This is a genomic window from Streptococcus lutetiensis, from assembly GCF_900475675.1.
Lineage (GTDB): Bacteria > Bacillota > Bacilli > Lactobacillales > Streptococcaceae > Streptococcus > Streptococcus lutetiensis.
On the sequence record NZ_LS483403.1, the window covers coordinates 223,065 to 248,015 of the forward strand.

At 40.6% G+C, this 24,951-nt stretch carries 20 protein-coding genes, 2 tRNA genes and 3 rRNA genes; all 25 read left to right on the forward strand.

Going from position 1 to position 24,951, the window contains the following annotated elements:
- The first annotated feature begins 170 nt into the window (after positions 1–170).
- A complete protein-coding gene (gene adhE, locus DQN23_RS01305) occupies positions 171–2,852 on the forward strand; it encodes a bifunctional acetaldehyde-CoA/alcohol dehydrogenase (protein WP_020916089.1) in 2,682 nt (893 codons plus the stop codon).
- A gap of 247 nt (positions 2,853–3,099) precedes the next feature.
- Entirely contained in the window at positions 3,100–3,330 is a 231-nt protein-coding gene (locus tag DQN23_RS01310; RefSeq protein WP_111712602.1) for a GlsB/YeaQ/YmgE family stress response membrane protein, read from the forward strand.
- 216 nt (positions 3,331–3,546) lie between these two features.
- Entirely contained in the window at positions 3,547–5,739 is a 2,193-nt protein-coding gene (gene pnp / locus DQN23_RS01315; RefSeq protein ID WP_111712603.1) for a polyribonucleotide nucleotidyltransferase, read from the forward strand.
- A gap of 44 nt (positions 5,740–5,783) precedes the next feature.
- Positions 5,784–6,539 carry an SseB family protein gene (locus tag DQN23_RS01320; RefSeq protein ID WP_043894905.1) on the forward strand — a complete coding sequence of 252 codons (756 nt, stop codon included), beginning with the start codon at positions 5,784–5,786 and terminating at the stop codon, positions 6,537–6,539.
- A gap of 15 nt (positions 6,540–6,554) precedes the next feature.
- Complete coding sequence (gene cysE / locus DQN23_RS01325) at positions 6,555–7,172, forward strand: serine O-acetyltransferase (protein WP_020916093.1); 618 nt, start codon at positions 6,555–6,557, stop codon at positions 7,170–7,172.
- Between the two features lie 31 nt (positions 7,173–7,203).
- Positions 7,204–8,550 (forward strand): cysteine--tRNA ligase, encoded by a 1,347-nt coding sequence (gene cysS / locus DQN23_RS01330; protein ID WP_020916094.1) that lies wholly within the window; start codon positions 7,204–7,206, stop codon positions 8,548–8,550.
- Positions 8,543–8,944 (forward strand): Mini-ribonuclease 3, encoded by a 402-nt coding sequence (locus DQN23_RS01335; RefSeq protein ID WP_020916095.1) that lies wholly within the window; start codon positions 8,543–8,545, stop codon positions 8,942–8,944. The genes cysS and DQN23_RS01335 overlap by 8 nt, the downstream gene beginning before the upstream one ends.
- A gap of 60 nt (positions 8,945–9,004) precedes the next feature.
- Positions 9,005–9,754, forward strand: a complete 750-nt coding sequence (gene rlmB, locus DQN23_RS01340) for a 23S rRNA (guanosine(2251)-2'-O)-methyltransferase RlmB (protein WP_020916096.1) — start codon at positions 9,005–9,007, stop codon at positions 9,752–9,754.
- A 50-nt stretch (positions 9,755–9,804) separates the two neighbouring features.
- Positions 9,805–10,317, forward strand: a complete 513-nt coding sequence (locus DQN23_RS01345) for an NYN domain-containing protein (RefSeq protein ID WP_012961367.1) — start codon at positions 9,805–9,807, stop codon at positions 10,315–10,317.
- A 162-nt stretch (positions 10,318–10,479) separates the two neighbouring features.
- Positions 10,480–11,340, forward strand: a complete 861-nt coding sequence (locus DQN23_RS01350) for a DegV family protein (RefSeq protein WP_111712604.1) — start codon at positions 10,480–10,482, stop codon at positions 11,338–11,340.
- Between the two features lie 130 nt (positions 11,341–11,470).
- Positions 11,471–12,427 carry a ketopantoate reductase family protein gene (locus DQN23_RS01355; RefSeq protein ID WP_111712605.1) on the forward strand — a complete coding sequence of 319 codons (957 nt, stop codon included), beginning with the start codon at positions 11,471–11,473 and terminating at the stop codon, positions 12,425–12,427.
- Between the two features lie 171 nt (positions 12,428–12,598).
- Positions 12,599–13,498 (forward strand): IS30 family transposase, encoded by a 900-nt coding sequence (locus DQN23_RS01360; protein ID WP_111712606.1) that lies wholly within the window; start codon positions 12,599–12,601, stop codon positions 13,496–13,498.
- A gap of 206 nt (positions 13,499–13,704) precedes the next feature.
- The gene (gene rplM / locus DQN23_RS01365) at positions 13,705–14,151 is read left to right on the forward strand and encodes a 50S ribosomal protein L13 (protein ID WP_043894906.1); all 447 of its coding nucleotides are present in this window, start codon (positions 13,705–13,707) and stop codon (positions 14,149–14,151) included.
- Between the two features lie 22 nt (positions 14,152–14,173).
- Positions 14,174–14,566, forward strand: a complete 393-nt coding sequence (rpsI, locus tag DQN23_RS01370) for a 30S ribosomal protein S9 (protein ID WP_003067667.1) — start codon at positions 14,174–14,176, stop codon at positions 14,564–14,566.
- A gap of 584 nt (positions 14,567–15,150) precedes the next feature.
- Positions 15,151–16,699 (forward strand): 16S ribosomal RNA (locus DQN23_RS01375).
- 53 nt (positions 16,700–16,752) lie between these two features.
- A tRNA-Ala gene (locus DQN23_RS01380) sits at positions 16,753–16,825 on the forward strand.
- Between the two features lie 147 nt (positions 16,826–16,972).
- Positions 16,973–19,872: ribosomal RNA gene (locus DQN23_RS01385) — 23S ribosomal RNA — on the forward strand.
- A gap of 85 nt (positions 19,873–19,957) precedes the next feature.
- Positions 19,958–20,073, forward strand: a 5S ribosomal RNA gene (gene rrf, locus DQN23_RS01390).
- The 16S, 23S and 5S rRNA genes sit together here with 2 tRNA genes alongside, the layout of an rRNA operon.
- A 5-nt stretch (positions 20,074–20,078) precedes the next feature.
- Positions 20,079–20,152 (forward strand) — tRNA-Asn (locus DQN23_RS01395).
- A 142-nt stretch (positions 20,153–20,294) separates the two neighbouring features.
- Entirely contained in the window at positions 20,295–20,771 is a 477-nt protein-coding gene (locus tag DQN23_RS01400) for a sigma-70 RNA polymerase sigma factor region 4 domain-containing protein (RefSeq protein WP_111712607.1), read from the forward strand.
- Between the two features lie 192 nt (positions 20,772–20,963).
- Complete coding sequence (locus tag DQN23_RS01405; protein ID WP_061409270.1) at positions 20,964–21,230, forward strand: ACT domain-containing protein; 267 nt, start codon at positions 20,964–20,966, stop codon at positions 21,228–21,230.
- Positions 21,231–21,241: 11 nt separating this feature from the next.
- Entirely contained in the window at positions 21,242–22,579 is a 1,338-nt protein-coding gene (locus DQN23_RS01410) for a PFL family protein (RefSeq protein WP_020916136.1), read from the forward strand.
- A gap of 229 nt (positions 22,580–22,808) precedes the next feature.
- Positions 22,809–23,513, forward strand: a complete 705-nt coding sequence (locus tag DQN23_RS01415; protein WP_020916137.1) for a histidine phosphatase family protein — start codon at positions 22,809–22,811, stop codon at positions 23,511–23,513.
- Positions 23,497–24,273 (forward strand): M15 family metallopeptidase, encoded by a 777-nt coding sequence (locus DQN23_RS01420; RefSeq protein WP_020916138.1) that lies wholly within the window; start codon positions 23,497–23,499, stop codon positions 24,271–24,273. Before DQN23_RS01415 ends, DQN23_RS01420 begins: the two co-directional genes overlap by 17 nt.
- A complete protein-coding gene (locus DQN23_RS01425) occupies positions 24,270–24,860 on the forward strand; it encodes a glycoside hydrolase family 73 protein (protein WP_020916139.1) in 591 nt (196 codons plus the stop codon). The genes DQN23_RS01420 and DQN23_RS01425 overlap by 4 nt, the downstream gene beginning before the upstream one ends.
- Positions 24,861–24,951: the final 91 nt, after the last annotated feature.

Sequence of the window (24,951 nt, forward strand, 5' to 3'; positions counted from 1 at the left end):
CTGTTGATTTTGTGTAGTTTATATAGTGAAGAGAACCTCAAGTAATAATATTGAGTTTTGAAATTCCAGACTATACGGTCTTGTTTTTATTTTAGTATCAATCATTAATATAGTTCTTCTCAAAAAATGAGGCACTTATTTTTAAGGGTACTTATAAGGAGGTTTTCTTAATGGCTAAAGCAACAAATGCAGATGTAAAGAATAACGAGTTGATCGCAGAAGAATTGGCTCAACAGTACACTGGAGCTCTTGTCGAAAAAGCTCTTGAAGCTGAACGTGTTTATGCAACTTATTCACAAGAACAAGTTGATAACATTGTCGCAGCGATGGCTCTTGCAGGTTCAGAAGCTTCGCTTGAATTAGCAAAAGAAGCTCATACAGAAACTGGTCGTGGTGTCGTTGAAGATAAAGATATTAAGAACCACTTCGCTACTGAGTATGTTTATGAACGTATTAAAAATGAAAAAACAGTAGGTATCATTGGGGAAGATAAGGTTTCAGGAAGTATCCAAATCGCAGCACCTCTTGGTGTTTTGGCTGGTATTGTTCCAACAACAAACCCAACTTCAACAACAATGTTCAAGATTTTGGTGGCTCTTAAAACACGTAATGCGATTGTCTTTGCCTTCCACCCACAAGCGCAAAACTGTTCAGCACATGCTGCACAAATTCTTTATGATGCAGCGATTAAAGCCGGTGCTCCAGAAAACATTGTTCAATGGATTGAAACACCATCTCTTGCAAATACATCAGCGCTTATCCAAAATCCGAAGATTGCTTCTATTTTGGCAACTGGTGGACCTGGTATGGTAAATGCCGCTCTTAAATCAGGTAACCCATCAATGGGTGTTGGTGCTGGTAATGGTGCTATCTACGTTGATGCAACAGCACACGTTGATCGCGCTGTTGAAGACTTGTTGTTATCAAAACGTTTTGATAATGGTATGATTTGTGCCACTGAAAACTCTGCAGTTGTTGAAGCACCGATTTATGACGAATGGCTTCAAAAAATGCAAGATAAAGGTGCCTACCTTGTGCCTGAGAAGGACTATAAAAAACTCGAAGATTTTGTCTTTAATGACAGACACGGTGTTAATGGTCCAGTTGCTGGTATGCCAGCTCGCTGGATTTGTGAACAAGCCGGTGTGAAATTGCCAGAAGGAAAAGATGTTCTCTTGTTTGAACTTGATAAAAAAAATATCGGTGAAAAACTATCTTCTGAAAAACTTTCTCCACTCCTTTCGGTTTACAAAGCTAAAGATCGTGCTGAAGGTGTTGAAATTGTTGAAGCACTTCTTGACTATCAAGGTGCAGGACACAATGCTGGTATTCAAATAGGTTCTCAGGCAGACCCATTTGTTGCTGAATATGGCGACGCTGTGAAAGCATCACGTGTCTTGGTTAACCAACCAGATTCAGTCGGAGGTATCGGTGATATTTACACAGATGCACTTAAAGCTAGCTTAACACTTGGAACAGGATCATGGGGGAAAAATTCATTGTCACACAATCTTTCAACTGGCGATCTCTTAAATGTTAAGACAGTTGCCAAACGTCGCAACCGTCCTCAATGGATTCGCCTGCCAGAAAAAACATACTATGAAAAAAATGCTATCTCTTACTTGCAAGATGAATACGAACCGATGCAACGTGCTTTGATCGTTGCTGACCCAGGAATGGTTCAATTTGGTTTTGTTGATACTGTTCTTGCTCAATTAGCATTGCGTGATGAAAAAGTTGCAACATCAATTTACGGTACTATCAAACCAGACCCAACACTTGGTCAAACGATTGAAATTGCCAAACAAATGCGTGATTTCAAACCTGATACAGTTATTGCAGTCGGTGGTGGTTCTGCCCTTGATGCGGCTAAGATTGCACGTTACATCTACGAATACTCACTTGATCAAGAAGCTGATTTCCTTGATAGCTACGAAAATGTCAGCGAACTCTTCTTACGTTTGCAACAAAAATTCATCGATATCCGTAAACGTATCGTGAAATTCAAACACCAAACAGCAACACGTCTCTTCTGTATTCCAACAACATCTGGTACAGGTTCAGAAGTTACACCATACGCTGTTATTACTGATGACCATACTCACGTTAAGTATCCTTTGACTGACTATGAATTGACTCCACAAGTTGCCATTGTTGACCCAGAATTTGTTATGACAGTGCCAAAACGTACAGTAGCTCTTTCTGGTCTTGATACTTTGTCACATGCCCTTGAAGCTTATGTTTCAGTTATGGCATCTGATTTGACTCGCCCATGGTCACTTGAAGCCATTAAGCTGGTTATTGAAAACTTGGAAGATTCATATAACTATGATCCTAAACACCCAACACTTCGTGGTGAACAAGCACGTGAAAACATGCACTACGCAGCAACTCTTGCTGGTATGGCCTTCTCAAATGCTTTCTTGGGTATCAACCACTCAATCGCACACAAAACTGGTGGTGAATTTGGTCTTCCACATGGTCTAGCTATCTCAATCGCTATGCAACACGTTATTCGTTACAATGGTGTGGCTGGAAATGTAAAACGTTCAGTCTTCCCACGTTATGAAGAATATCGTGCACAACGTGACTACGCTGATATTGCTCGTAGTCTTGATCTTAAAGGTAAAGATGATGCAGCATTGGTTGAAGCACTTTGCGAACGTATTGATGCTTTGATGAAAGCAGTTGATGTTGACCCTCGTCTTTCTGCAAATGGTGTTACGAAAGAGGCCTTTGACGCAGCTGTGGATAAATTGGCATCACTTGCTTACGATGATCAATGTACACCAGCAAATCCACGTCAACCATACATTTCAGAATTGAAACAATTGTTGATTGATATGTTCTAAGAAAAACTGAAAAGATTATTGTCGATATATTTAGCAGTCAATTGTCAATAGCTCATTAATTTTCAGACTCAAAAAACATATCTAGTCTTGAATTTTCAAGCTCGAGAAAAAACAGTCCATAGGGCTTAACTCGCCTTCAAATTTTCAGGCTCGTGAAAAAACAGTCCCCCTGGACTGTTTTTTTATGCTACAATGTGGGTGTAAAGAAATAGCTAAATATGTCAGATATTTTAAAAAGGAGACTGTTATGGTTGGATCATTAATTGTTGGTGCGCTTATTGGGATGATGGCCGGTGCTATCACGAAAAAAGGTGAGTCAATGGGCTGTGTTTATAATATTTTTGCAGGTCTTGTTGGTTCATTCGTTGGGCAAAGTTTATTTGGATATTGGGGACCGACTTTAGCAGATATGGCAATTTTACCTTCTGTTTTGGGAGCTATTATTGTCATTGCTGTAGTTGATTTATTTTTTGGATAATAGTCTGGTAAATCGTTATAAAGTGAAGCAGTTACTGAGTGGTAGCTGCTTTTTAATGATTCTTAAAAAACTATGCTACAAGCTCTGCTATTTCCTATAAAATGTGATAAAATAATGGAGATACGTAGTTTTATGCAAAGACGAGTTTATAAGTCTTTTACAGACTAGTTTTTGTAGAAAACAGACGTATCAAAATAAAATATTAGAGGAATAAAAATGTCAAAACAAACTTTTGAAACGACTTTTGCTGGTCGTCCACTTGTTGTTGAAATTGGTCAAGTTGCTAAACAAGCTAATGGCGCTGCAGTGATTCGCTACGGTGAATCAACTGTTCTTAGTGCAGCTGTTATGTCTAAAAAAATGTCAACTGGTGACTTCTTCCCGCTTCAAGTAAATTACGAAGAAAAAATGTACGCTGCTGGAAAATTCCCTGGTGGTTTCAACAAACGTGAAGGTCGTCCAACAACTGATGCGACTTTAACAGCGCGTTTGATTGACCGTCCAATTCGTCCAATGTTTGCTGAAGGCTTCCGTAACGAAGTTCAAGTGATTAACACTGTTCTTTCTTATGATGAAGACTCTAGCGCACCAATGGCAGCCATGTTTGGTAGCTCACTGGCTTTGTCAATTTCAGACATTCCATTTAACGGACCTATCGCTGGTGTTCAAGTGGCTTACATCGATGGTGAATTCATCATTAATCCATCAGCTGAACAAAAAGAAGCTTCACTTCTTGAATTAACTGTTGCCGGTACAAAAGAAGCTATCAACATGGTTGAATCTGGTGCTAAAGAATTGTCAGAAGATATCATGCTTGAAGCTCTTCTTAAAGGACATGAAGCAGTTCAAGAATTGATTGCCTTCCAGGAAGAAATTGTGGCTGCTGTTGGTAAAGAAAAAGCAGAAGTTGAATTGCTTCAAGTTGACCCAGGATTGCAAGCTGAAATCATTACAGCTTACAATGCGGACCTTCAAAAAGCTGTTCAAGTCGAAGAGAAAAAAACGCGTGAAGCAGCAACAGAAGCTGTCAAAGAAGAAGTAACTGCTGTTTACGAAGAACGCTACGCCGATGATGAAAACTATGAAACAATCATGCGTGATGTGGCTGAAATTCTTGAACAAATGGAACACGCTGAAGTCCGTCGCTTGATTACAGAAGATAAAATCCGTCCTGATGGTCGTCGTGTTGACGAAATTCGTCCATTGGATGCTGAAATTGATTTCTTGCCAAAAATTCACGGTTCAGGTCTATTTACACGTGGACAAACTCAAGCCTTGTCAGTTTTGACACTTGCTCCAATGGGTGAAACACAAATCGTTGATGGACTTGGTGCTGAGTACAAGAAACGTTTCTTGCACCACTACAATTTCCCACAATTCTCTGTTGGTGAAACTGGACGTTACGGTGCGCCAGGCCGTCGTGAAATTGGTCACGGTGCTCTCGGTGAACGTGCTCTTGCGCAAGTTCTTCCAAGCCTTGAAGAATTCCCGTATGCTATCCGTCTTGTAGCTGAAGTTTTGGAATCAAACGGTTCATCTTCACAAGCTTCAATCTGCGCAGGTACCCTTGCGCTTATGGCTGGTGGTGTGCCAATTAAAGCACCTGTTGCTGGTATCGCTATGGGATTGATTTCAGACGGTAGCAACTACACAATCTTGACAGATATCCAAGGCCTTGAAGACCACTTTGGTGACATGGACTTTAAGGTTGCAGGTACTCGTGAAGGTATCACAGCCCTTCAAATGGATATCAAGATTGAAGGTATCACACCACAAATCTTGAAAGAAGCTCTTGCTCAAGCTAAGAAAGCACGCTTTGAAATCCTTGATTTGATTGAAGCAACTATCCCAGCACCTCGTACTCACTTGGCACCAACAGCACCAAAAATCGATACAATCAAGATTGATGTTGATAAAATCAAAGTAGTTATTGGTAAAGGTGGTGAAACCATCGATAAAATTATCGAAGAAACTGGTGTTAAAATTGACATTGACGATGAAGGAAATGTTTCAATTTACTCATCAGACCAAGCAGCTATCGACCGTGCCAAAGAAATTATTGCTGGTTTAGTTCGTGAAGCTAAAGTTGGTGAAGTTTACCACGCTAAAGTTGTTCGTATTGAAAAATTCGGTGCTTTTGTTAACCTCTTTGATAAGACAGATGCCCTTGTTCACATTTCAGAAATTGCATGGACACGTACAGCTAACGTTTCTGATGTTCTTGAAGTTGGTGACGAAGTTGATGTTAAAGTTATCAAAGTAGATGACAAAGGACGTGTTGATGCGTCAATGAAAGCTCTTCTTCCACGTCCACCAAGAGCTGAAAAACACGAGAAAGAACACAAGGGTCATTCACCGTTTGGTGGACACTTGCGTGATAACAAAGAAAAACACGATAAAATCGACTAATCACTTTTTGACTTGCTCATCTTTTGTAAATGTGGAGTTTAACGATGACAAATTTAAATGAACTTGATTTGCGTTTGCGTGCATTTGTAAACGCACCAGATAATTTTTTAGATAGCATTGCTCTTGTCAATGCTTTGCACAATATTCCTGTTTTGGCGAGTGACCAACCTTACGCTCTTGATATTGAAGGGCAAAAGGTTACGCCTGTCTTTTCTGACAAAGAAGATCTTGAAAATTTCAAAGAAGAACAAGACAGTGCCAAAACTCAAAATTGGGTTGAACGTCCAACTTTGGATGTTTTGAAAGAAGTCATTGAAAAAGGATTGACTGGAATTGTCTTTAACCTTAAAAAATCAGGTGATTTTGGGAATTCAACAATTTTTAAAAGCAGTGAATTAATCCAATTTTTAAATGCTTACACAACTATTTTGAATAAACTTGTGGGTGAGGAAAATCGTAAGGCTGATACTTTAGACAAATATTATCTTGTCCCAGCTTTTGTTCACCCACGTGATGATAAAAGCTTTGACCGTATGTTCCCAACAATGTCTACACCAGAAGGTAAAAGCTATGTCCCAGCCTTTTCAAATCTTCAAAGCTTTGCTAAATGGTATAACCACAAAGATTTTGGAACACCATTTCGCAATGCTCAAGGAAGTATCTTGACATGGCGTTTGGCTGATATTTATCAACCTGGGCACGGTGAAAATGATATTGACGAAACGGTTGGAGTTGCCATTAATCCCTTTGATGACCAACAAATTCTTGTTGATTGGTCTGAAATCGACGAAGACGAATAAAAGAAAGGAGAAGATATGGGTTGGTGGAAAGAAACCATTGATATTGTAAAGAAAAATGATCCAGCGGCTCGTAGCTCTCTGGAGATTATACTAACTTACCCTGGTGTCAAAGCCTTGGCTGCACATCGTATCTCACATTTCTTATGGAAACATGGCTTGAAATTATTAGCGCGCATGCATAGCCAATTCTGGCGCTTTTGGACACAAATTGAAATTCACCCAGGAGCTGAAATTGCTGAGGGTGTCTTTATCGACCATGGTTCTGGTCTTGTTATTGGTGAAACAGCTATTGTAGAAAAAGGGGTTATGCTTTATCATGGTGTGACTCTGGGCGGAACTGGTAAGGATGTCGGAAAACGTCATCCAACCGTTCGCGAAGGAGCACTTGTTTCAGCGCACGCACAAGTTATTGGACCAATTGAAATTGGAAAAAATTCCAAAGTTGGAGCGGCAGCTGTCGTTGTATCGGATGTTCCAGCAGATGTAACAGTAGTCGGAGTACCAGCGAAAGTTGTTCGTGTTCATGGTAAAAAAGATGAAAATGCTATTCATGACCTTGAAGAACACCGCGAGTACTATACTTCAAAACTTGAAGCAGCTTGCTACGAAAGTTTACATTCATCAAAACTTTAATAAAAACTAAGATGAGATTGGAGGAAGGAACATGACAATTAAAATTTACGATACAATGACCAGAAGTCTTCGTGACTTTGTCCCAATTACTGAAAATACAGTTAACATGTATGTTTGTGGACCGACTGTTTATAACTATATTCACATTGGAAATGCTCGAAGTGTTGTTGCTTTTGACACGATTCGCCGCTATTTTGAATACCGTGGCTACAAAGTAAACTATATTTCTAACTTTACTGACGTTGATGATAAAATCATCAAAGGTGCAGCTAAAGCTGGTATGGACACTAAAGATTTTTCAGATAAATTCATTGCAGCCTTTATGGAAGATGTCAAAGAACTTGGCGTTGAGCCTGCAACAAAAAATCCACGTGTCATTGATTACATGGATGAAATCATTGCTTTTGTTAAAGATTTGGTAGATAAAGGTTTTGCTTATGAAGCAAATGGCGATGTGTATTTCCGCGTGGCTAAAAGCAAAAACTATGCTAAATTAGCAAATAAAACTTTGGAAGACCTTGAAGTTGGTGCCAGCGGTCGTGTTGATGGCGAAGGTAACATCAAAGAAAATCCACTTGATTTTGCCCTTTGGAAAGCGGCTAAGCTGGGTGAAGTTTCTTGGAAAAGCCCTTGGGGACAAGGACGTCCTGGTTGGCACATTGAATGTTCTGTAATGGCGACAAGTATCTTGGGTGATACCATTGATATTCACGGTGGTGGAGCTGATTTGGAATTCCCACACCACACTAATGAAATTGCTCAATCAGAAGCCAAAACTGGAAAAACATTTGCTAATTACTGGATGCACAATGGTTTTGTCAATGTTGACAATGAAAAAATGTCAAAATCTCTTGGCAACTTTGTGACAGTCCACGACATGTTGAAAACTGTTGATGGTCAAGTACTTCGTTTCTTCCTTGCGACTCAACAATATCGCAAACCTATCAACTTTACCGAAAAAGCTGTTCACGATGCATCTGTTAACCTTAAGTATTTGAAAAATACCTTTACCTTGCCACTTGGCAAAGCTGTTGATGCAGCTGAACTTGCAAAATTCAAGGCTGATTTTGAAGCAGCTATGGATGATGATTTCAACACAGCAAATGGTATTACAGTTGCCTTTGACATGGCAAAATGGATTAATTCAGGAAATTATGATCAAGTAACCAAAGATACTTTTGCTAAAATGCTTGCTGTCTTTGGTATTGTCTTTGAAGAAGAAGTACTTGATGCGGATATCGAAGCATTGATTGAAAAACGCCAAGAAGCACGTGCGAATCGCGATTTTGCAACAGCAGATGCGATTCGTGATCAGCTAGCAGCACAAGGTATCAAATTGCTTGATACTAAAGATGGTGTGAGGTGGACATGTGACTAATGTAGATGTCAATCTTATTAATGGTATTGCTCTTGCTTTTGAAGGAGATGCCATTTATTCGACTTATATTCGTAAACACTTGATTTTTCAAGGTATGACCAAACCTAATCAATTGCACCGTAAAGCAACGATGTATGTTTCAGCCAAAGCTCAAGCAATGCTGATTAATATGATGCTAGAAGCGCAGCTATTGACTGAAAAAGAAGAAGAAATTTATAAACGCGGTCGCAATACAAATAGTCATACCAAAGCCAAAAATGCTGACGTTGTGACTTACCGCATGTCGACAGGTTTTGAAGCTGTCATGGGCTATCTTCACATGACTGAGCAGATTGATCGTCTCGAAGAGCTTATCGACTGGTGCATTCAAGCTGTTGAAAAAATTGAAGATTAAGTAAAAAATAAAAATAGCCAGTTCTCGCATGAGAGCTGGTTTTCATGTTATAATAGCACTATGAAGAACAAAGAATTTAATGGTCAAGATGACATCGTTTATGGTGTGCATGCCGTAACAGAAGCCCTTCAAGCTAATACAGGAAATAAACTCTACATTCAAGATGACTTGCGCGGAAAAAATGTTGATAAAATTAAAAGCTTAGCAACAGAGAAAAAAGTGTCTATTTCTTGGACGCCCAAAAAAACGCTTAGTGATATGACAAATGGTGCTGTTCATCAAGGTTTTGTTTTACGCGTTTCAGAATTTGCTTATGCTGAATTAGATACCATTTTAGAAAAAGCTGCTCAGGAAGAAAACCCACTGATTCTAATTTTGGATGGACTCAACGACCCGCATAATTTTGGCTCAATTTTGCGAACAGCTGATGCGACAAATGTCACTGGTGTGATTATTCCGAAACATCGTGCAGTTGGTGTAACACCCGTTGTTGCCAAAACCTCAACTGGTGCTGTTGAACACGTTCCGATTGCTCGTGTGACAAACCTCAGCCAAACACTTGATAAATTGAAAGAACAAGGCTTCTGGGTATTTGGTACCGATATGAACGGAACACCATCACACAAATGGAATACAGCTGGCAAACTAGCCCTAATCATTGGTAACGAAGGAAAAGGCATTTCGCCAAACATCAAAAAACAAGTGGATGAAATGATTACCATTCCAATGAACGGTCATGTGCAAAGCTTAAATGCCAGCGTCGCTGCGGCAGTATTAATGTACGAAGTCTTCCGCCATAAAATCGACTAAAACCTTGTAAAGCCGAAAAAAGCTAGCCATCTATGAAAGGACTAGAACAATTGAAGAAAAAAATCCTCTTAGTTGATGGTTATAATATGATTGCCTTTTGGCAGGAAACACGTCAACTGTTTAAGAAAAATCAACTAGACGAAGCCAGAAATATCTTGCTACGTAAGTTAAATAACTATGCTCATTTTGAAAATCTTGACATCATCTGTGTTTTTGATGCACAATATGTCCCTGGAGTTCGTCAACGCTATGATCAATATAAAATTCAAGTCATCTTTACAGAAGAAGACGAGACTGCAGATTCTTACATTGAACGTACCGCTGCTGAATTAAACACACCCCGTAATCTTGTTGAAGTTGCGACCAGTGATTTGAATGAGCAGTGGACAGTTTTCTCTCAGGGAGCTTTACGCGTCTCGGCTCGTGAACTCGAACAACGTGTTAATACAGTCAAATCAGATTTGGATAAAATGTCTCAACATATTGATTTGACAACACCAAAATTACGCCCTTGGAACGACGGACAATTGGATAAATTGAAGCAATTGCTAGACGATATGTAGTTTAATCAGAAACAGACTTTTAAAAAAGAAGCTCGCGCAATGTGAGCTTTTTTGGTATAATAATTTAAAATCATTTGATTATCAAAGTATTATTTTGAAAATGAAAACTGATTTGATGTTAAAATGTCAGAAAAATCAGTGTTTGATAGTAAAGGAATAATTATGACTTTTAAATTAATAACAGATTCAACAGCTGATTTAGATGAAGAATGGGCAAACGCTCACGATGTTGAAATTTTAGGATTAACCATTCAATTAGACGGAAAAACATACGAAACTGTCGGTGAGAACCGTTTAACGAGTGAAGTATTGCTTGAAAGCATGAAAAATGGTGGCAAGCCAACCACTAGTCAAGTTAATGTGGGACAATTTGAAGAAAGCTTTCGACATCATGCTCAAAATGGGGACAAAGTACTTTATTTGGCATTTTCATCTGTTCTTTCAGGAACGTATCAAAGCTCTATGATTGCGCGTGATATCGTTTTGGAAGAATTCCCGCAAGCTACTATTGAAATTGTTGATACTTTGGCTGCTGCTGGCGGTGAAGGTTACTTGTCCATTTTAGCAGCGCAAGCGCGTGATGAAGGAAAATCTCTTGAAGAAACCGAAGCAATAATTATTGATATTTTGCCACGTTTAAGAACCTATTTCTTGGTTGATGACCTTTATCATCTTATGCGTGGAGGACGTTTATCAAAAACGTCAGCTATTATGGGAAGTTTAGCAAATATCAAGCCACTTTTGTGGATTGAACCATCTGGAAAGTTAGTTCCATTAGCCAAAGTTCGTGGACGTAAAAAAGCCTTGAAAGAAGTCGTTTCCCAAGCAACACAATCATTAGCACATGACACAGCCGTTGTTGCCTATGCTAATGACATCGAAGGTGCTGAAATACTCAAAAAATCATTACTAGAACATGAAGATGTTGACCATGTCCTCATTATGCCACTAGGACCAGTCATTTCTGCCCACGTAGGACCAGGGACATTAGCTGTCTTTTCAATCGGAAAAGAAGCAAGATAATAGAGAAAGGTTAGAATAGTAAGTTCTAGCCTTCTTATTTATAGCTAGCCATAAGAAAATTCTATACCTGATTTCCTCCATATTCGACTGATGAAGTGATATAATTTTTAAAATCAAAGGAGGAAAAGACATGGCTTTGACTTATGCTGTACTTGGAAGTGGTGCAATGGGACTACGTTTTGGGCTGCTATTAAAAGAACACCTCGGTGCTCAAGTGGATTTTATTGATACGTGGAAAGAGCAAATCGACACGATTAGAAAACAAGGTGGTGTTTATCAATCACGTGATGGTAAAAATCGTCATCTGATTCCGATTAGCATTCAGACACCAGAAGAATACCAAGGAAAACCAGATGTTTTTATCATTTTTGATAAACAAATGCATTTGTCGCAATTACTCGAACGAAGCAAGCATTTCTTCCACGAAAATCAATATGTTTTCACAGGAATGAACGGCATGGGACATATCGAGAAAATAAATCTCTATTTTGCGCCTGAAAAAGTTTTAGCAGGAACTTGTCTGATTGGAACGGTCTTGAAAGACGCAGGAAATGTTGATTTTATTGGAAAAGCAGGTGCTGGTTCTATTAATATAGCCGCTCAATCAGGAACGGTCGATGATGTTCAAAAGCAGATAATAACTGAATTTGAAGCCTCAAACCTCAATCCAAATCTGACTGATAATTTTTTAGGAACACTTTACACAAAAGTTGTGTTCAATTCTGTCATCAATACCATTTGTACCCTTTTTGAAATTCGTATGGGACAATTCATTGATTACGAAGGTGCCGAAAAACTAGGACGTCAATTAATTGATGAAGCTTATAACGTTGCCGAATTAGCGGGCATTACTCCTCTGAATAGTCGTGATGAAGAATGGGAGACCATTCGGTATGTTAGCGCGGAAACAAGTCCTCTGCATTATCCGTCAATGTACCAAGATATGAACAAAGGACGTCAGACAGAAGTTGATTATATCAATGGTTATATCTATGATTTAGGCAGGACTTATGATTATCAAGCAAAAACGCATGACTTTTTACGCCACTTAGTTCACTTAGCAGAAAATATCCGTAAATTCCGCTAAGCGTTTTCTATGAAAAAGAAGAAAAATTGGAAAGTTCTAAAATGAAGTTAGCCACCTAAGGGTATCAAAAAACATCGCAGAGAGATATAATTGTAATCACCACAACAACAATTAGAAAGACTCTGAGATGCAACACTAAAAAGTAAACATTTAACACTAACTGAACGTAGAATGATTGAACATTGGCCTCAAGAAGGGCTCTCAAATCGTGAAATCGCTAGGAGATTAGCTAAAGCTCCTCAAACCATTCACAACGAAGTCAAACGTGGTCAGGTTAGACAACAAGTGCGTAAAGGAAAATTTGAAGTGATCTACTCAGCTGATTTTGCTCAAAAAGCCTATCAAAACAATCGCAAACGTTCTGTTAAACAAGTCTCCCTAACCAAGGGACTCAAAGAAAAGATAACTCACTACATCGAACAGAAATACTCTCCCGAGATGATGGTAAAGTCAAAAGGGATACCTGTTCCCATCTCCACCATTTACTACTGGATTCATCATGGACACTTAGGATTGACCAAGGCTGATATGCTTTATCCTCGACAAGAGAAAGCTAAGAAAAAGCATGCTAGTCCCAATTTTAAGCCAGCTGGAAAGTCTATTGAGGAACGACCAGAAAGTATTAATAAGCGTGAGAATATCGGTGATTTTGAAATTGATACGGTTATTCAAACACGGGCAAAAAACGAGTGTCTGTTGACTCTAACCGATAGAAAGAGTCGTTATCAAATCATTCGAGTCATTCCCGATAAGTCCGCGGCTTCAGTCAATCAAGCTCTGAAAGCAATCCTCAAGGATTATCAAATGAATTCTATCACAGCTGATAACGGGGCTGAGTTCAGTCGTTTAGCGGAAGTTTTTGACCCTACTCATATCTATTATGCCCACCCGTATTATTCTTGGGAGCGTGGTACTAATGAGAATCATAATAGACTCATCCGGCGTTGGTTGCCTAAGGGAAGCAAAAATGCGACTCAACAACAAGTCGCATTTATTGAAAACTGGATTAACAACTATCCAAAGAAACTATTCAATTATAAATCTCCTAAAGAGTTTTTACAGGCTGGCTAATTTGAACTTGAAATTTGGCAAAGAAGAAAAATTGCTAAAAAACTTAGAAAAGAGGGTAGGTAAGTGTTGACTTGGTACCACTTTTTTTGGTATTATAATAAATGGTATTGTTTACCCCATTTGTAAGGCCCCGGAACCTTTCAAATAACTCGTGGACCGGAACATCCACACTTTGTAAACAAAAACGAATTCGTATAGGAGAACTCATGAACAAAACAACATTCATGGCTAAACCAGGCCAAGTTGAACGTAAATGGTACGTTGTTGACGCAACAGATGTACCTCTTGGACGTCTTTCTGCAGTAGTTGCTAGCGTACTTCGCGGAAAAAACAAACCAACATTTACACCACACACTGATACAGGTGATTTCGTTATCGTTATCAATGCTGAAAAAGTTAAATTAACTGGTAAAAAAGCAACTGATAAAATCTACTACACTCACTCAATGTATCCAGGTGGTTTGAAACAAATTTCAGCTGGTGAACTTCGTTCTAAAAATGCTGTTCGCTTGATTGAAAAATCAGTTAAAGGCATGCTTCCACACAACACTCTTGGACGTGCACAAGGCATGAAATTGAAAGTCTTTGTAGGTAGCGAGCATACACATGCTGCACAACAACCAGAAGCACTTGATATCAAAGGACTTATCTAAGAGAGAAAGGAGCATCTATTAAATGGCACAAGCACAATACACAGGTACTGGTCGTCGTAAAAACGCTGTTGCACGCGTACGTTTGGTCCCAGGTACTGGTAAAATCACAGTTAACAAAAAAGATGTAGAAGAATACATCCCACATGCTGACCTTCGTCTTGTTATCAACCAACCATTCGCAGTTACTTCAACTGTTGGTTCATACGACGTTTTCGTTAATGTTGTAGGTGGTGGTTACGCAGGTCAATCAGGAGCTATTCGTCACGGTATCGCTCGCGCATTGCTTCAAGTAGACCCAGACTTCCGTGATTCATTGAAACGCGCTGGTCTTCTTACACGTGATGCACGTATGGTTGAACGTAAAAAACCAGGTCTTAAAAAAGCTCGTAAAGCTTCACAATTCTCAAAACGTTAATCCGTTTTTCAGATTTGTACAAAAGAACACTCTTTGGGGTGTTCTTTTTTGCTTTTGAAAAAATTATTGGAGTAGGATTTTAGAGAAGGGACTCAAAATACAGTCATGTGCCTCTTAAAATGCCTGAAAGAGTCTTAGTGTCCTATAAAAGGGAAAAGTAATAGAAGGTGATTTGATGCTTAAATAGAGCCTGTGAGAGCGTCTACTAGAATAAATCAAAAAAACTTAAAAAACATATTGACAGTATAGATGAAGTTTAGTATACTAAATAAGCTGTTGTTTGAGGCAGCAAATATTTCAAAAATGCTTTGAAAAAAGTTCAAAAAACTTCTTGACAAAGCATTGAAGAAATGCTATACTAATATAGCTGTTGTTCGAGAGGGCGACAGAAACAAGTTTGAAAAGAGTTTGAAACTTTCTTGAAAAAAGATGTTGACAACGCGCTTCAAATTTGATAGAATATAGAAGTTGTCTCGAGTAAGACAAAGACCTTTGAAAACTGAACAATACGAACCAAACGTGCGGGTTACGGAAGTAACCTGTCAAAAAACGATAAATCTGTCAGTGACAGAATGAGAACAAGATTAAATGAGAGTTTGATCCTGGCTCAGGACGAACGCTGGCGGCGTGCCTAATACATGCAAGTAGAACGCTGAAGACTTTAGCTTGCTAAAGTTGGAAGAGTTGCGAACGGGTGAGTAACGCGTAGGTAACCTGCCTACTAGCGGGGGATAACTATTGGAAACGATAGCTAATACCGCATAACAGCATTTAACCCATGTTAGATGCTTGAAAGGAGCAATTGCTTCACTAGTAGATGGACCTGCGTTGTATTAGCTAGTTGGTGAGGTAACGGCTCACCAAGGCGACGATACATAGCCGACCTGAGAGGGTGATCGGCCACACTGGGACTGAGACACGGCCCAGACTCCTACGGGAGGCAGCAGTAGGGAATCTTCGGCAATGGGGGCAACCCTGACCGAGCAACGCCGCGTGAGTGAAGAAGGTTTTCGGATCGTAAAGCTCTGTTGTAAGAGAAGAACGTGTGTGAGAGTGGAAAGTTCACACAGTGACGGTAACTTACCAGAAAGGGACGGCTAACTACGTGCCAGCAGCCGCGGTAATACGTAGGTCCCGAGCGTTGTCCGGATTTATTGGGCGTAAAGCGAGCGCAGGCGGTTTAATAAGTCTGAAGTTAAAGGCAGTGGCTTAACCATTGTTCGCTTTGGAAACTGTTAGACTTGAGTGCAGAAGGGGAGAGTGGAATTCCATGTGTAGCGGTGAAATGCGTAGATATATGGAGGAACACCGGTGGCGAAAGCGGCTCTCTGGTCTGTAACTGACGCTGAGGCTCGAAAGCGTGGGGAGCAAACAGGATTAGATACCCTGGTAGTCCACGCCGTAAACGATGAGTGCTAGGTGTTAGGCCCTTTCCGGGGCTTAGTGCCGCAGCTAACGCATTAAGCACTCCGCCTGGGGAGTACGACCGCAAGGTTGAAACTCAAAGGAATTGACGGGGGCCCGCACAAGCGGTGGAGCATGTGGTTTAATTCGAAGCAACGCGAAGAACCTTACCAGGTCTTGACATCCCGATGCTATTCCTAGAGATAGGAAGTTTCTTCGGAACATCGGTGACAGGTGGTGCATGGTTGTCGTCAGCTCGTGTCGTGAGATGTTGGGTTAAGTCCCGCAACGAGCGCAACCCCTATTGTTAGTTGCCATCATTAAGTTGGGCACTCTAGCGAGACTGCCGGTAATAAACCGGAGGAAGGTGGGGATGACGTCAAATCATCATGCCCCTTATGACCTGGGCTACACACGTGCTACAATGGTTGGTACAACGAGTCGCGAGTCGGTGACGGCAAGCAAATCTCTTAAAGCCAATCTCAGTTCGGATTGTAGGCTGCAACTCGCCTACATGAAGTCGGAATCGCTAGTAATCGCGGATCAGCACGCCGCGGTGAATACGTTCCCGGGCCTTGTACACACCGCCCGTCACACCACGAGAGTTTGTAACACCCGAAGTCGGTGAGGTAACCTTTTAGGAGCCAGCCGCCTAAGGTGGGATAGATGATTGGGGTGAAGTCGTAACAAGGTAGCCGTATCGGAAGGTGCGGCTGGATCACCTCCTTTCTAAGGATAAACGGAAGCACGTTTGGGTATTGTTTAGTTTTGAGAGGTCTTGTGGGGCCTTAGCTCAGCTGGGAGAGCGCCTGCTTTGCACGCAGGAGGTCAGCGGTTCGATCCCGCTAGGCTCCATTGAATCGAAAGATTCAAAAGATTGTCCATTGAAAATTGAATATCTATATCAAATTCCACGATTCAAGAAATTGAATTGTAGATAGTAACAAGAAATAAACCGAAACGCTGTGATTTAATGAGTTTAAGGTCAACAGACCAAAATAAGGTTAAGTTAATAAGGGCGCACGGTGGATGCCTTGGCACTAGAAGCCGATGAAGGACGTGACTAACGACGAAATGCTTTGGGGAGTTGTAAGTAAACATTGATCCAGAGATGTCCGAATGGGGGAACCCGGCATGTAATGCATGTCACTCATTACTGTTAAGGTAATGAAGAGGAAGACGCAGTGAACTGAAACATCTAAGTAGCTGCAGGAAGAGAAAGCAAACGCGATTGCCTTAGTAGCGGCGAGCGAAATGGCAAGAGGGCAAACCGATGTGTTTACACATCGGGGTTGTAGGACTGCGACGTGGGACGACAAGATTATAGAAGAATTACCTGGGAAGGTAAGCCAAAGAGAGTAACAGCCTCGTATTCGAAATAGTCTTTAACCCTAGCAGTATCCTGAGTACGGCGAGACACGAGAAATCTCGTCGGAATCTGGGAGGACCATCTCCTAACCCTAAATACTCTCTAGTGACCGATAGTGAACCAGTACCGTGAGGGAAAGGTGAAAAGCACCCCGGGAGGGGAGTGAAATAGAACCTGAAACCGTGTGCCTACAACAAGTTCGAGCCCGTTAATGGGTGAGAGCGTGCCTTTTGTAGAATGAACCGGCGAGTTACGATATGATGCGAGGTTAAGTTGAAGAGACGGAGCCGTAGGGAAACCGAGTCTTAATAGGGCGCATTAGTATCATGTCGTAGACCCGAAACCATGTGACCTACCCATGAGCAGGGTGAAGGTGAGGTAAAACTCACTGGAGGCCCGAACCAGGGCACGTTGAAAAGTGCTTGGATGACTTGTGGGTAGCGGAGAAATTCCAAACGAACTTGGAGATAGCTGGTTCTCTCCGAAATAGCTTTAGGGCTAGCGTCGATGTTAAGTCTCTTGGAGGTAGAGCACTGTTTGATTGAGGGGTCCATCCCGGATTACCAATATCAGATAAACTCCGAATGCCAATGAGATATAATCGGCAGTCAGACTGCGAGTGCTAAGATCCGTAGTCGAAAGGGAAACAGCCCAGACCACCAGCTAAGGTCCCAAAATATATGTTAAGTGGAAAAGGATGTGGGGTTGCACAGACAACTAGGATGTTAGCTTAGAAGCAGCTATTCATTCAAAGAGTGCGTAATAGCTCACTAGTCGAGTGACCCTGCGCCGAAAATGTACCGGGGCTAAAACATATTACCGAAGCTGTGGATACCTTTTAGGTATGGTAGGAGAGCGTTCTATGTGTGAAGAAGGTGTACCGTGAGGAGCGCTGGAACGCATAGAAGTGAGAATGCCGGTATGAGTAGCGAAAGACAGGTGAGAATCCTGTCCACCGTATGACTAAGGTTTCCAGGGGAAGGCTCGTCCTCCCTGGGTTAGTCGGGACCTAAGGAGAGACCGAAAGGTGTATCCGATGGACAACAGGTTGATATTCCTGTACTAGAGTATATAGTGATGGAGGGACGCAGTAGGCTAACTAAAGCGTGCGATTGGAAGTGCACGTCTAAGCAGTGAGGTGTGATATGAGTCAAATGCTTATATCTCTAACATTGAGCTGTGATGGGGAGCGAAGTTAAGTAGCGAAGTTAGTGATGTCACACTGCCAAGAAAAGCTTCTAGCGTTAATTATACTCTACCCGTACCGCAAACCGACACAGGTAGTCGAGGCGAGTAGCCTCAGGTGAGCGAGAGAACTCTCGTTAAGGAACTCGGCAAAATGGCCCCGTAACTTCGGGAGAAGGGGCGCTGGCTTTAAGTCAGCCGCAGTGAATAGGCCCAAGCAACTGTTTATCAAAAACACAGCTCTCTGCTAAATCGTAAGATGATGTATAGGGGGTGACGCCTGCCCGGTGCTGGAAGGTTAAGAGGAGCGCTTAGCATTAGCGAAGGTGTGAATTGAAGCCCCAGTAAACGGCGGCCGTAACTATAACGGTCCTAAGGTAGCGAAATTCCTTGTCGGGTAAGTTCCGACCCGCACGAAAGGCGTAATGATTTGGGCACTGTCTCAACGAGAGACTCGGTGAAATTTTAGTACCTGTGAAGATGCAGGTTACCCGCGACAGGACGGAAAGACCCCATGGAGCTTTACTGCAGTTTGATATTGAGTATCTGTACCACATGTACAGGATAGGTAGGAGCCTATGAAATCGGGACGCTAGTTTCGGTGGAGGCGTTGTTGGGATACTACCCTTGTGTTATGGCTACTCTAACCTAGATAGGCTATCCCTATCGGAGACAGTGTCTGACGGGCAGTTTGACTGGGGCGGTCGCCTCCTAAAAGGTAACGGAGGCGCCCAAAGGTTCCCTCAGAATGGTTGGAAATCATTCGCAGAGTGTAAAGGTATAAGGGAGCTTGACTGCGAGAGCTACAACTCGAGCAGGGACGAAAGTCGGGCTTAGTGATCCGGTGGTTCCGCATGGAAGGGCCATCGCTCAACGGATAAAAGCTACCCTGGGGATAACAGGCTTATCTCCCCCAAGAGTTCACATCGACGGGGAGGTTTGGCACCTCGATGTCGGCTCGTCGCATCCTGGGGCTGTAGTCGGTCCCAAGGGTTGGGCTGTTCGCCCATTAAAGCGGCACGCGAGCTGGGTTCAGAACGTCGTGAGACAGTTCGGTCCCTATCCGTCGCGGGCGTAGGAAATTTGAGAGGATCTGCTCCTAGTACGAGAGGACCAGAGTGGACTTACCGCTGGTGTACCAGTTGTCTTGCCAAAGGCATCGCTGGGTAGCTATGTAGGGAAGGGATAAACGCTGAAAGCATCTAAGTGTGAAGCCCACCTCAAGATGAGATTTCCCATGATTTTATATCAGTAAGAGCCCTGAGAGATGATCAGGTAGATAGGTTAGAAGTGTAAGTGTGGTGACACATGTAGCGGACTAATACTAATAGCTCGAGGACTTATCCAAAAAAGAAACGAGTCAATATTGACAGCGCGTAGGTTTCTTGTTAGAATATATAGGTATTCAATTTTGATTGGATAATCAATCATAGTTAAGTGACGATAGCCTAGGAGATACACCTGTTCCCATGCCGAACACAGAAGTTAAGCCCTAGCACGCCTGATGTAGTTGGGGGTTGCCCCCTGTTAGATATGGTAGTCGCTTAGCATTTATCCGCCATAGCTCAGTTGGTAGTAGCGCATGACTGTTAATCATGATGTCGTAGGTTCGAGTCCTACTGGCGGAGTTTAAAAGCGGTAGACGGAGAGCAACTCATTGAGTTGCTTTTTTTCTGCTCTCATTTGGACATTTTTGTCATGTTCCTTTTTCCTAAATCTTTTTATAATAAGATTACTTTAAAAATAAAAGGGAAAAAGGAGATAGAAACAGTGGATTTTGAACGCTATTTTCAAACGGTTAAACCAATTATTTTAAAATTACGCCGTTATTATTTTGTCAAACTCTGGGATTATGAGGATTGGATTCAAGAGGGACGTATTATTTTCTTTGAACTTGTAGAGGAACATCCTGATCTCTTAATTAATGAAGGCAAACGTTATAGCTACTTTAAAACAAAATTTTCTAACCATGTTAAAGATATTATCCGCCATCAGGAATCCTTTAAACGAAAATTTAATCATATGCCTTATGAAGAAATTGGTGATATTAGTCACTGTGTACCCCAGGTATCTTTCTTTGAAGTCGCAGATTACGTGGCTTATCAGGATAGCTTAGCACGTTTACGAAGAACATTGGGAAGAGAAGATAGACTGAAGTTGGAAAAAGTGATTCGTGGGGAACGTTTTGAAGGGAAGAAAGACTTCTTAAAAAGCATTGAACCGTATTTCTCAGATTTTAGACCATAAGAAAAGACCAGAGGATTCTGGCCTTTTCTTACTCTTCTGATCGGAAGAAAATCCAATTTTAGACTTAAAACATGAATATTTGTTTTAAATAATCTAAAATAATTCGTTATTAGCGAATTATTTTGCTAATTAAATGGAATTTTTCAGAAAATTGTGGTAAAATTGAACAAATATTAGTTTTGGAGGCTTCTCATGAAAGCAATTATTACTGTTGTTGGAAAAGATAAAGCAGGTATTGTAGCAAGTGTTTCAGCAAAAATTGCTGAGTTTGGTTTTAATATTGATGATATTTCTCAAACTGTTTTGGATGATTTCTTCACAATGATGGCTGTTGTCTCATCTGATGAAAAACAAGATTTCACAAAATTACGCTCTGAATTTGAAGCATATGGTGACACGCTCAACGTCAAAATTAACATTCAAAGCGCAGCGATTTTTGATGCTATGTACAATATTTAAGGAGGCTAGCTGTGGATATTAGACAAGTTACTGAAACAATTGCAATGATTGAAGAGCAAAATTTCGATGTTCGTACTATTACGATGGGAATTTCTCTTCTTGATTGTATCGATCCTGATATTAACAAAGCTGCTGATAAAGTTTATAAAAAAGTAGTTGAAAAAGCTGGTTCTCTTGTTGAAGTAGGAGACGAAATTGCTGCTGAGCTTGGTATTCCAATTGTAAATAAACGTGTTTCAGTTACACCAATTTCAATTATTGGAGCTGCAACTGATGCGACAGACTATCTTCCACTTGCACATGCTTTGGATAATGCTGCACATGAAATTGGTATTGATTTCATCGGTGGTTTCTCTGCTTTGGTTCAAAAAGGTTACCAAAAAGGTGATGAAATTTTGATTAATTCTATACCTCGTGCTCTTGCTGAAACAGAAAAAGTATGTTCATCTGTTAATATTGGCTCAACAAAATCTGGTATTAATATGACTGCCGTTGCTGACATGGGACGTGTGATTAAAGAAACTGCTGAATTGTCTGATTTAGGTGCAGCTAAGTTAGTTGTATTTGCTAATGCGGTTGAAGATAATCCTTTCATGGCTGGAGCTTTCCATGGTGTTGGTGAAGCGGATGTTGTCATTAATGTCGGTGTTTCTGGTCCTGGTGTTGTCAAACGTGCTCTTGAAAAAGTTCGTGGTGAAAGCTTTGATGTTGTTGCTGAAACTGTTAAGAAAACAGCCTTCAAAATTACTCGTATCGGTCAATTAGTTGGTCAGATGGCTAGTGAACGTTTAGGGGTTAAATTTGGTATTGTTGACCTTTCACTCGCTCCTACACCAGCTGTCGGGGATTCTGTCGCTCGTGTTCTTGAAGAAATGGGACTTGAAGCAGTTGGTACGCACGGTACAACAGCAGCACTTGCACTTTTAAATGACCAAGTTAAAAAAGGTGGTATCATGGCTTGTAACCAAGTTGGTGGTCTATCAGGTGCTTTCATTCCGGTTTCTGAAGATGAAGGAATGATTGCTGCTGTTCAAAATGGTTCCCTTAATTTAGAAAAACTTGAAGCTATGACTGCTATCTGTTCAGTTGGTTTGGATATGATTGCTATTCCTGAGGATACTCCGCACGAAACAATTGCTGCTATGATTGCTGATGAAGCTGCTATTGGTGTTATTAATCAAAAAACAACAGCTGTTCGTATTATTCCTAAAGGTAAAGAAGGAGATATGATTGAATTTGGTGGACTTCTTGGTGCTGCACCAGTGATGCGTGTTAACCATAATTCGTCTGCTGATTTCATTCACCGTGGAGGTCAAATTCCTGCGCCTGTCCATAGCTTTAAAAACTAATCTGTTAATCATTTTTAGTCATAAAATATCTAGGGTGAAAGTAATTTTTGCCCTAGATTTTTGTTTGAAATCCTTCATTAAAAACTTGTCTGTTTCCTAATTAAGATTGTGTTTTGGACAAAGGAGTAAAGCGAAAAATATGTTATAATAAAGTTGTATTAAAGTCTTAAATTACTATTTATTTTGTTATCACTATTTCTGTTTGTTTCTAGTTTATAGGAGGAAGCCAATGGTAAAAACAAGGTTGTATATTGCTCGTCATGGTAAGACAATGTTTAACACAATCGGTCGTGCACAGGGGTGGAGTGATACTCCGTTGACTGCTGAGGGTGAACGTGGTATTCAGGAACTTGGTGTCGGCTTAAAGTCTGCAGGTTTGACATTTAAGGAAGCTTTTTCGAGTGATAGTGGGCGGACTTTGCAAACAATGGAAATTATATTGCGAGAATGTCAGCAAGAGGACATTCCTTATACGCGTGATAAACGTATTCGTGAGTGGTGTTTTGGCAGTTTGGATGGAGGCTATGACGGTGAGCTCTTCAATGGTGTTCTTCCTCGAGTTTTTGATAAGGACATGACTAAACTGTCTTACGAAGAATTAGCAAAGGGCATTTACAAAGTTGATACTGCCGGTTGGGCTGAAACTTGGGAAGAGCTAAGTAGTCGAATTTTAGAAGGTTTTACTGCTATTGCTAAAAAAATTGAAGCATCGGGCGGTGGCAATGCCATTGTAGTGAGTCACGGTATGACCATTGGTACATTTTTGTGGTTAATTGACCCTACGATACCAAGAGGTCTTGGACTAGATAATGGTAGTGTAACAGTTGTTAGTTTTGAGAATGGCAAATTTATTATTGAATCGATTGGAGTTGTTAGTTATCGTCTCAAAGGTCGACAATTATTAGAAGAAAGAAAAGATGAGAAAAAAGCGTAGTTTACCAACCTTAATATTAGGGTTATTAGTTATTATCATTTTTATTGTTGGAATTTTTGTTTTTGTTCAAGGAAATCAATTCACATTAAAGGGAAATACAAGAAATGTTTCTACTTCGGTGAGTCAAAGTTCATCAGCTAAGTCCTCTTCAGTAGCTGCTAAGAAAAAAGTAGCGAATTTACCTGATGTTTCAACCAAAGATTGGCAATTGGCCTTGGTAAATCGTGACCACATCACGCCAGAAATGAATCCTGATTTGACGCAGATTGATAATATTACGGTTGATTCACGTATTGCTGATGATGCTCGTAATTTCTTGGCTGCAGCGCAAGCTATTGACGCTAGTGAACACTTGATTTCTGGTTACCGAAGCGTTGCGTATCAGGAAGAATTGTTTAATTCATATGTATCGCAGGAAATGGCTGCTGACCCAAGTTTGACACAGTCTGCGGCAGAATATTTGGTTAAGACGTATTCACAACCGGCTGGGGCTAGTGAACACCAAACTGGTTTAGCCATGGATATGAGCACTGTCAATTACCTCAATCAAAGTGATGTTGATATTGTGGAAAAAGTAAAAGATATTGCACCTGAATATGGGTTTGTTCTTCGTTTTCCAAAAGGGAAAAGTGAGTCAACAGGTGTTGATTATGAAGATTGGCACTTCCGTTATGTTGGTAAAGAATCAGCAAAATACATGACTGATAATAATCTTAGCCTTGAAGAATACATTGCTTTGTTGAAGGAGAATAAACGATGAAATCTCGATTCTCTTTTGTTCAATTTCTTGTATTTTTGGCTGTTTTGGTTCTAGGTATTTTTTCACCGCTATATGCTCACCGAGCAACACCTAGTGCAAATAAAACAGAAAAAGTTTCCTATAATAAGTCGGAATTTTTTGCTGACATTGCACCAACGATTCAAGAAGTGGCAGAAGCTTATGGCGTGCGTCCGTCATTGGTGATAGCACAAGCGGCGTTAGAATCTGATTATGGTCAAAATTTGCTAGCTGTAAAATATCATAATCTCTTTGCTGTTTTTGCGCAGCTAGGAAATAAACCTGTGACTTTGAAATACAAACGTTATTTTGTCAATGAGTGGCAAACTGAAATTGGCCAATTTGCTGTTTATAAATCTTGGGATGATGCTATTTACGATTATTTTGATTTGCTGAAATCAGGTAAAATTCGTAATAGCGAAGGTGCTTATGACGTTATGGTTTCTAACAAAGGGTACAAGAAACCAGCACAAGCACTGCAAGATATGGGCTTTAGTTCAGACCCCAATTATGCGAGTAAATTGATTGCTATTATTGAAGAAAATGACTTAACAACATATGATAAATAATGGATTAGCACTCTAGTAAAAAGAGTGCTAATTTTTTATGCTTTTTCCTTGACACTGCTTTTTAGAGGAGTATAATAGAATTATAAATTAG

What these genes read in the sequence shown, in the direction of transcription:
- adhE (WP_020916089.1), top strand. Translation starts at nt 171, where the DNA reads ATGGCTAAAGCAACAAATGCAGATGTAAAGAATAACGAGTTGATCGCA.
- DQN23_RS01310 (WP_111712602.1), top strand. Translation starts at nt 3,100, where the DNA reads ATGGTTGGATCATTAATTGTTGGTGCGCTTATTGGGATGATGGCCGGT.
- pnp (WP_111712603.1), top strand. Translation starts at nt 3,547, where the DNA reads ATGTCAAAACAAACTTTTGAAACGACTTTTGCTGGTCGTCCACTTGTT.
- DQN23_RS01320 (WP_043894905.1), top strand. Translation starts at nt 5,784, where the DNA reads ATGACAAATTTAAATGAACTTGATTTGCGTTTGCGTGCATTTGTAAAC.
- cysE (WP_020916093.1), top strand. Translation starts at nt 6,555, where the DNA reads ATGGGTTGGTGGAAAGAAACCATTGATATTGTAAAGAAAAATGATCCA.
- cysS (WP_020916094.1), top strand. Translation starts at nt 7,204, where the DNA reads ATGACAATTAAAATTTACGATACAATGACCAGAAGTCTTCGTGACTTT.
- rlmB (WP_020916096.1), top strand. Translation starts at nt 9,005, where the DNA reads ATGAAGAACAAAGAATTTAATGGTCAAGATGACATCGTTTATGGTGTG.
- DQN23_RS01350 (WP_111712604.1), top strand. Translation starts at nt 10,480, where the DNA reads ATGACTTTTAAATTAATAACAGATTCAACAGCTGATTTAGATGAAGAA.
- DQN23_RS01355 (WP_111712605.1), top strand. Translation starts at nt 11,471, where the DNA reads ATGGCTTTGACTTATGCTGTACTTGGAAGTGGTGCAATGGGACTACGT.
- DQN23_RS01360 (WP_111712606.1), top strand. Translation starts at nt 12,599, where the DNA reads ATGATTGAACATTGGCCTCAAGAAGGGCTCTCAAATCGTGAAATCGCT.
- rplM (WP_043894906.1), top strand. Translation starts at nt 13,705, where the DNA reads ATGAACAAAACAACATTCATGGCTAAACCAGGCCAAGTTGAACGTAAA.
- rpsI (WP_003067667.1), top strand. Translation starts at nt 14,174, where the DNA reads ATGGCACAAGCACAATACACAGGTACTGGTCGTCGTAAAAACGCTGTT.
- DQN23_RS01405 (WP_061409270.1), top strand. Translation starts at nt 20,964, where the DNA reads ATGAAAGCAATTATTACTGTTGTTGGAAAAGATAAAGCAGGTATTGTA.
- DQN23_RS01415 (WP_020916137.1), top strand. Translation starts at nt 22,809, where the DNA reads ATGGTAAAAACAAGGTTGTATATTGCTCGTCATGGTAAGACAATGTTT.
- DQN23_RS01420 (WP_020916138.1), top strand. Translation starts at nt 23,497, where the DNA reads ATGAGAAAAAAGCGTAGTTTACCAACCTTAATATTAGGGTTATTAGTT.
- DQN23_RS01425 (WP_020916139.1), top strand. Translation starts at nt 24,270, where the DNA reads ATGAAATCTCGATTCTCTTTTGTTCAATTTCTTGTATTTTTGGCTGTT.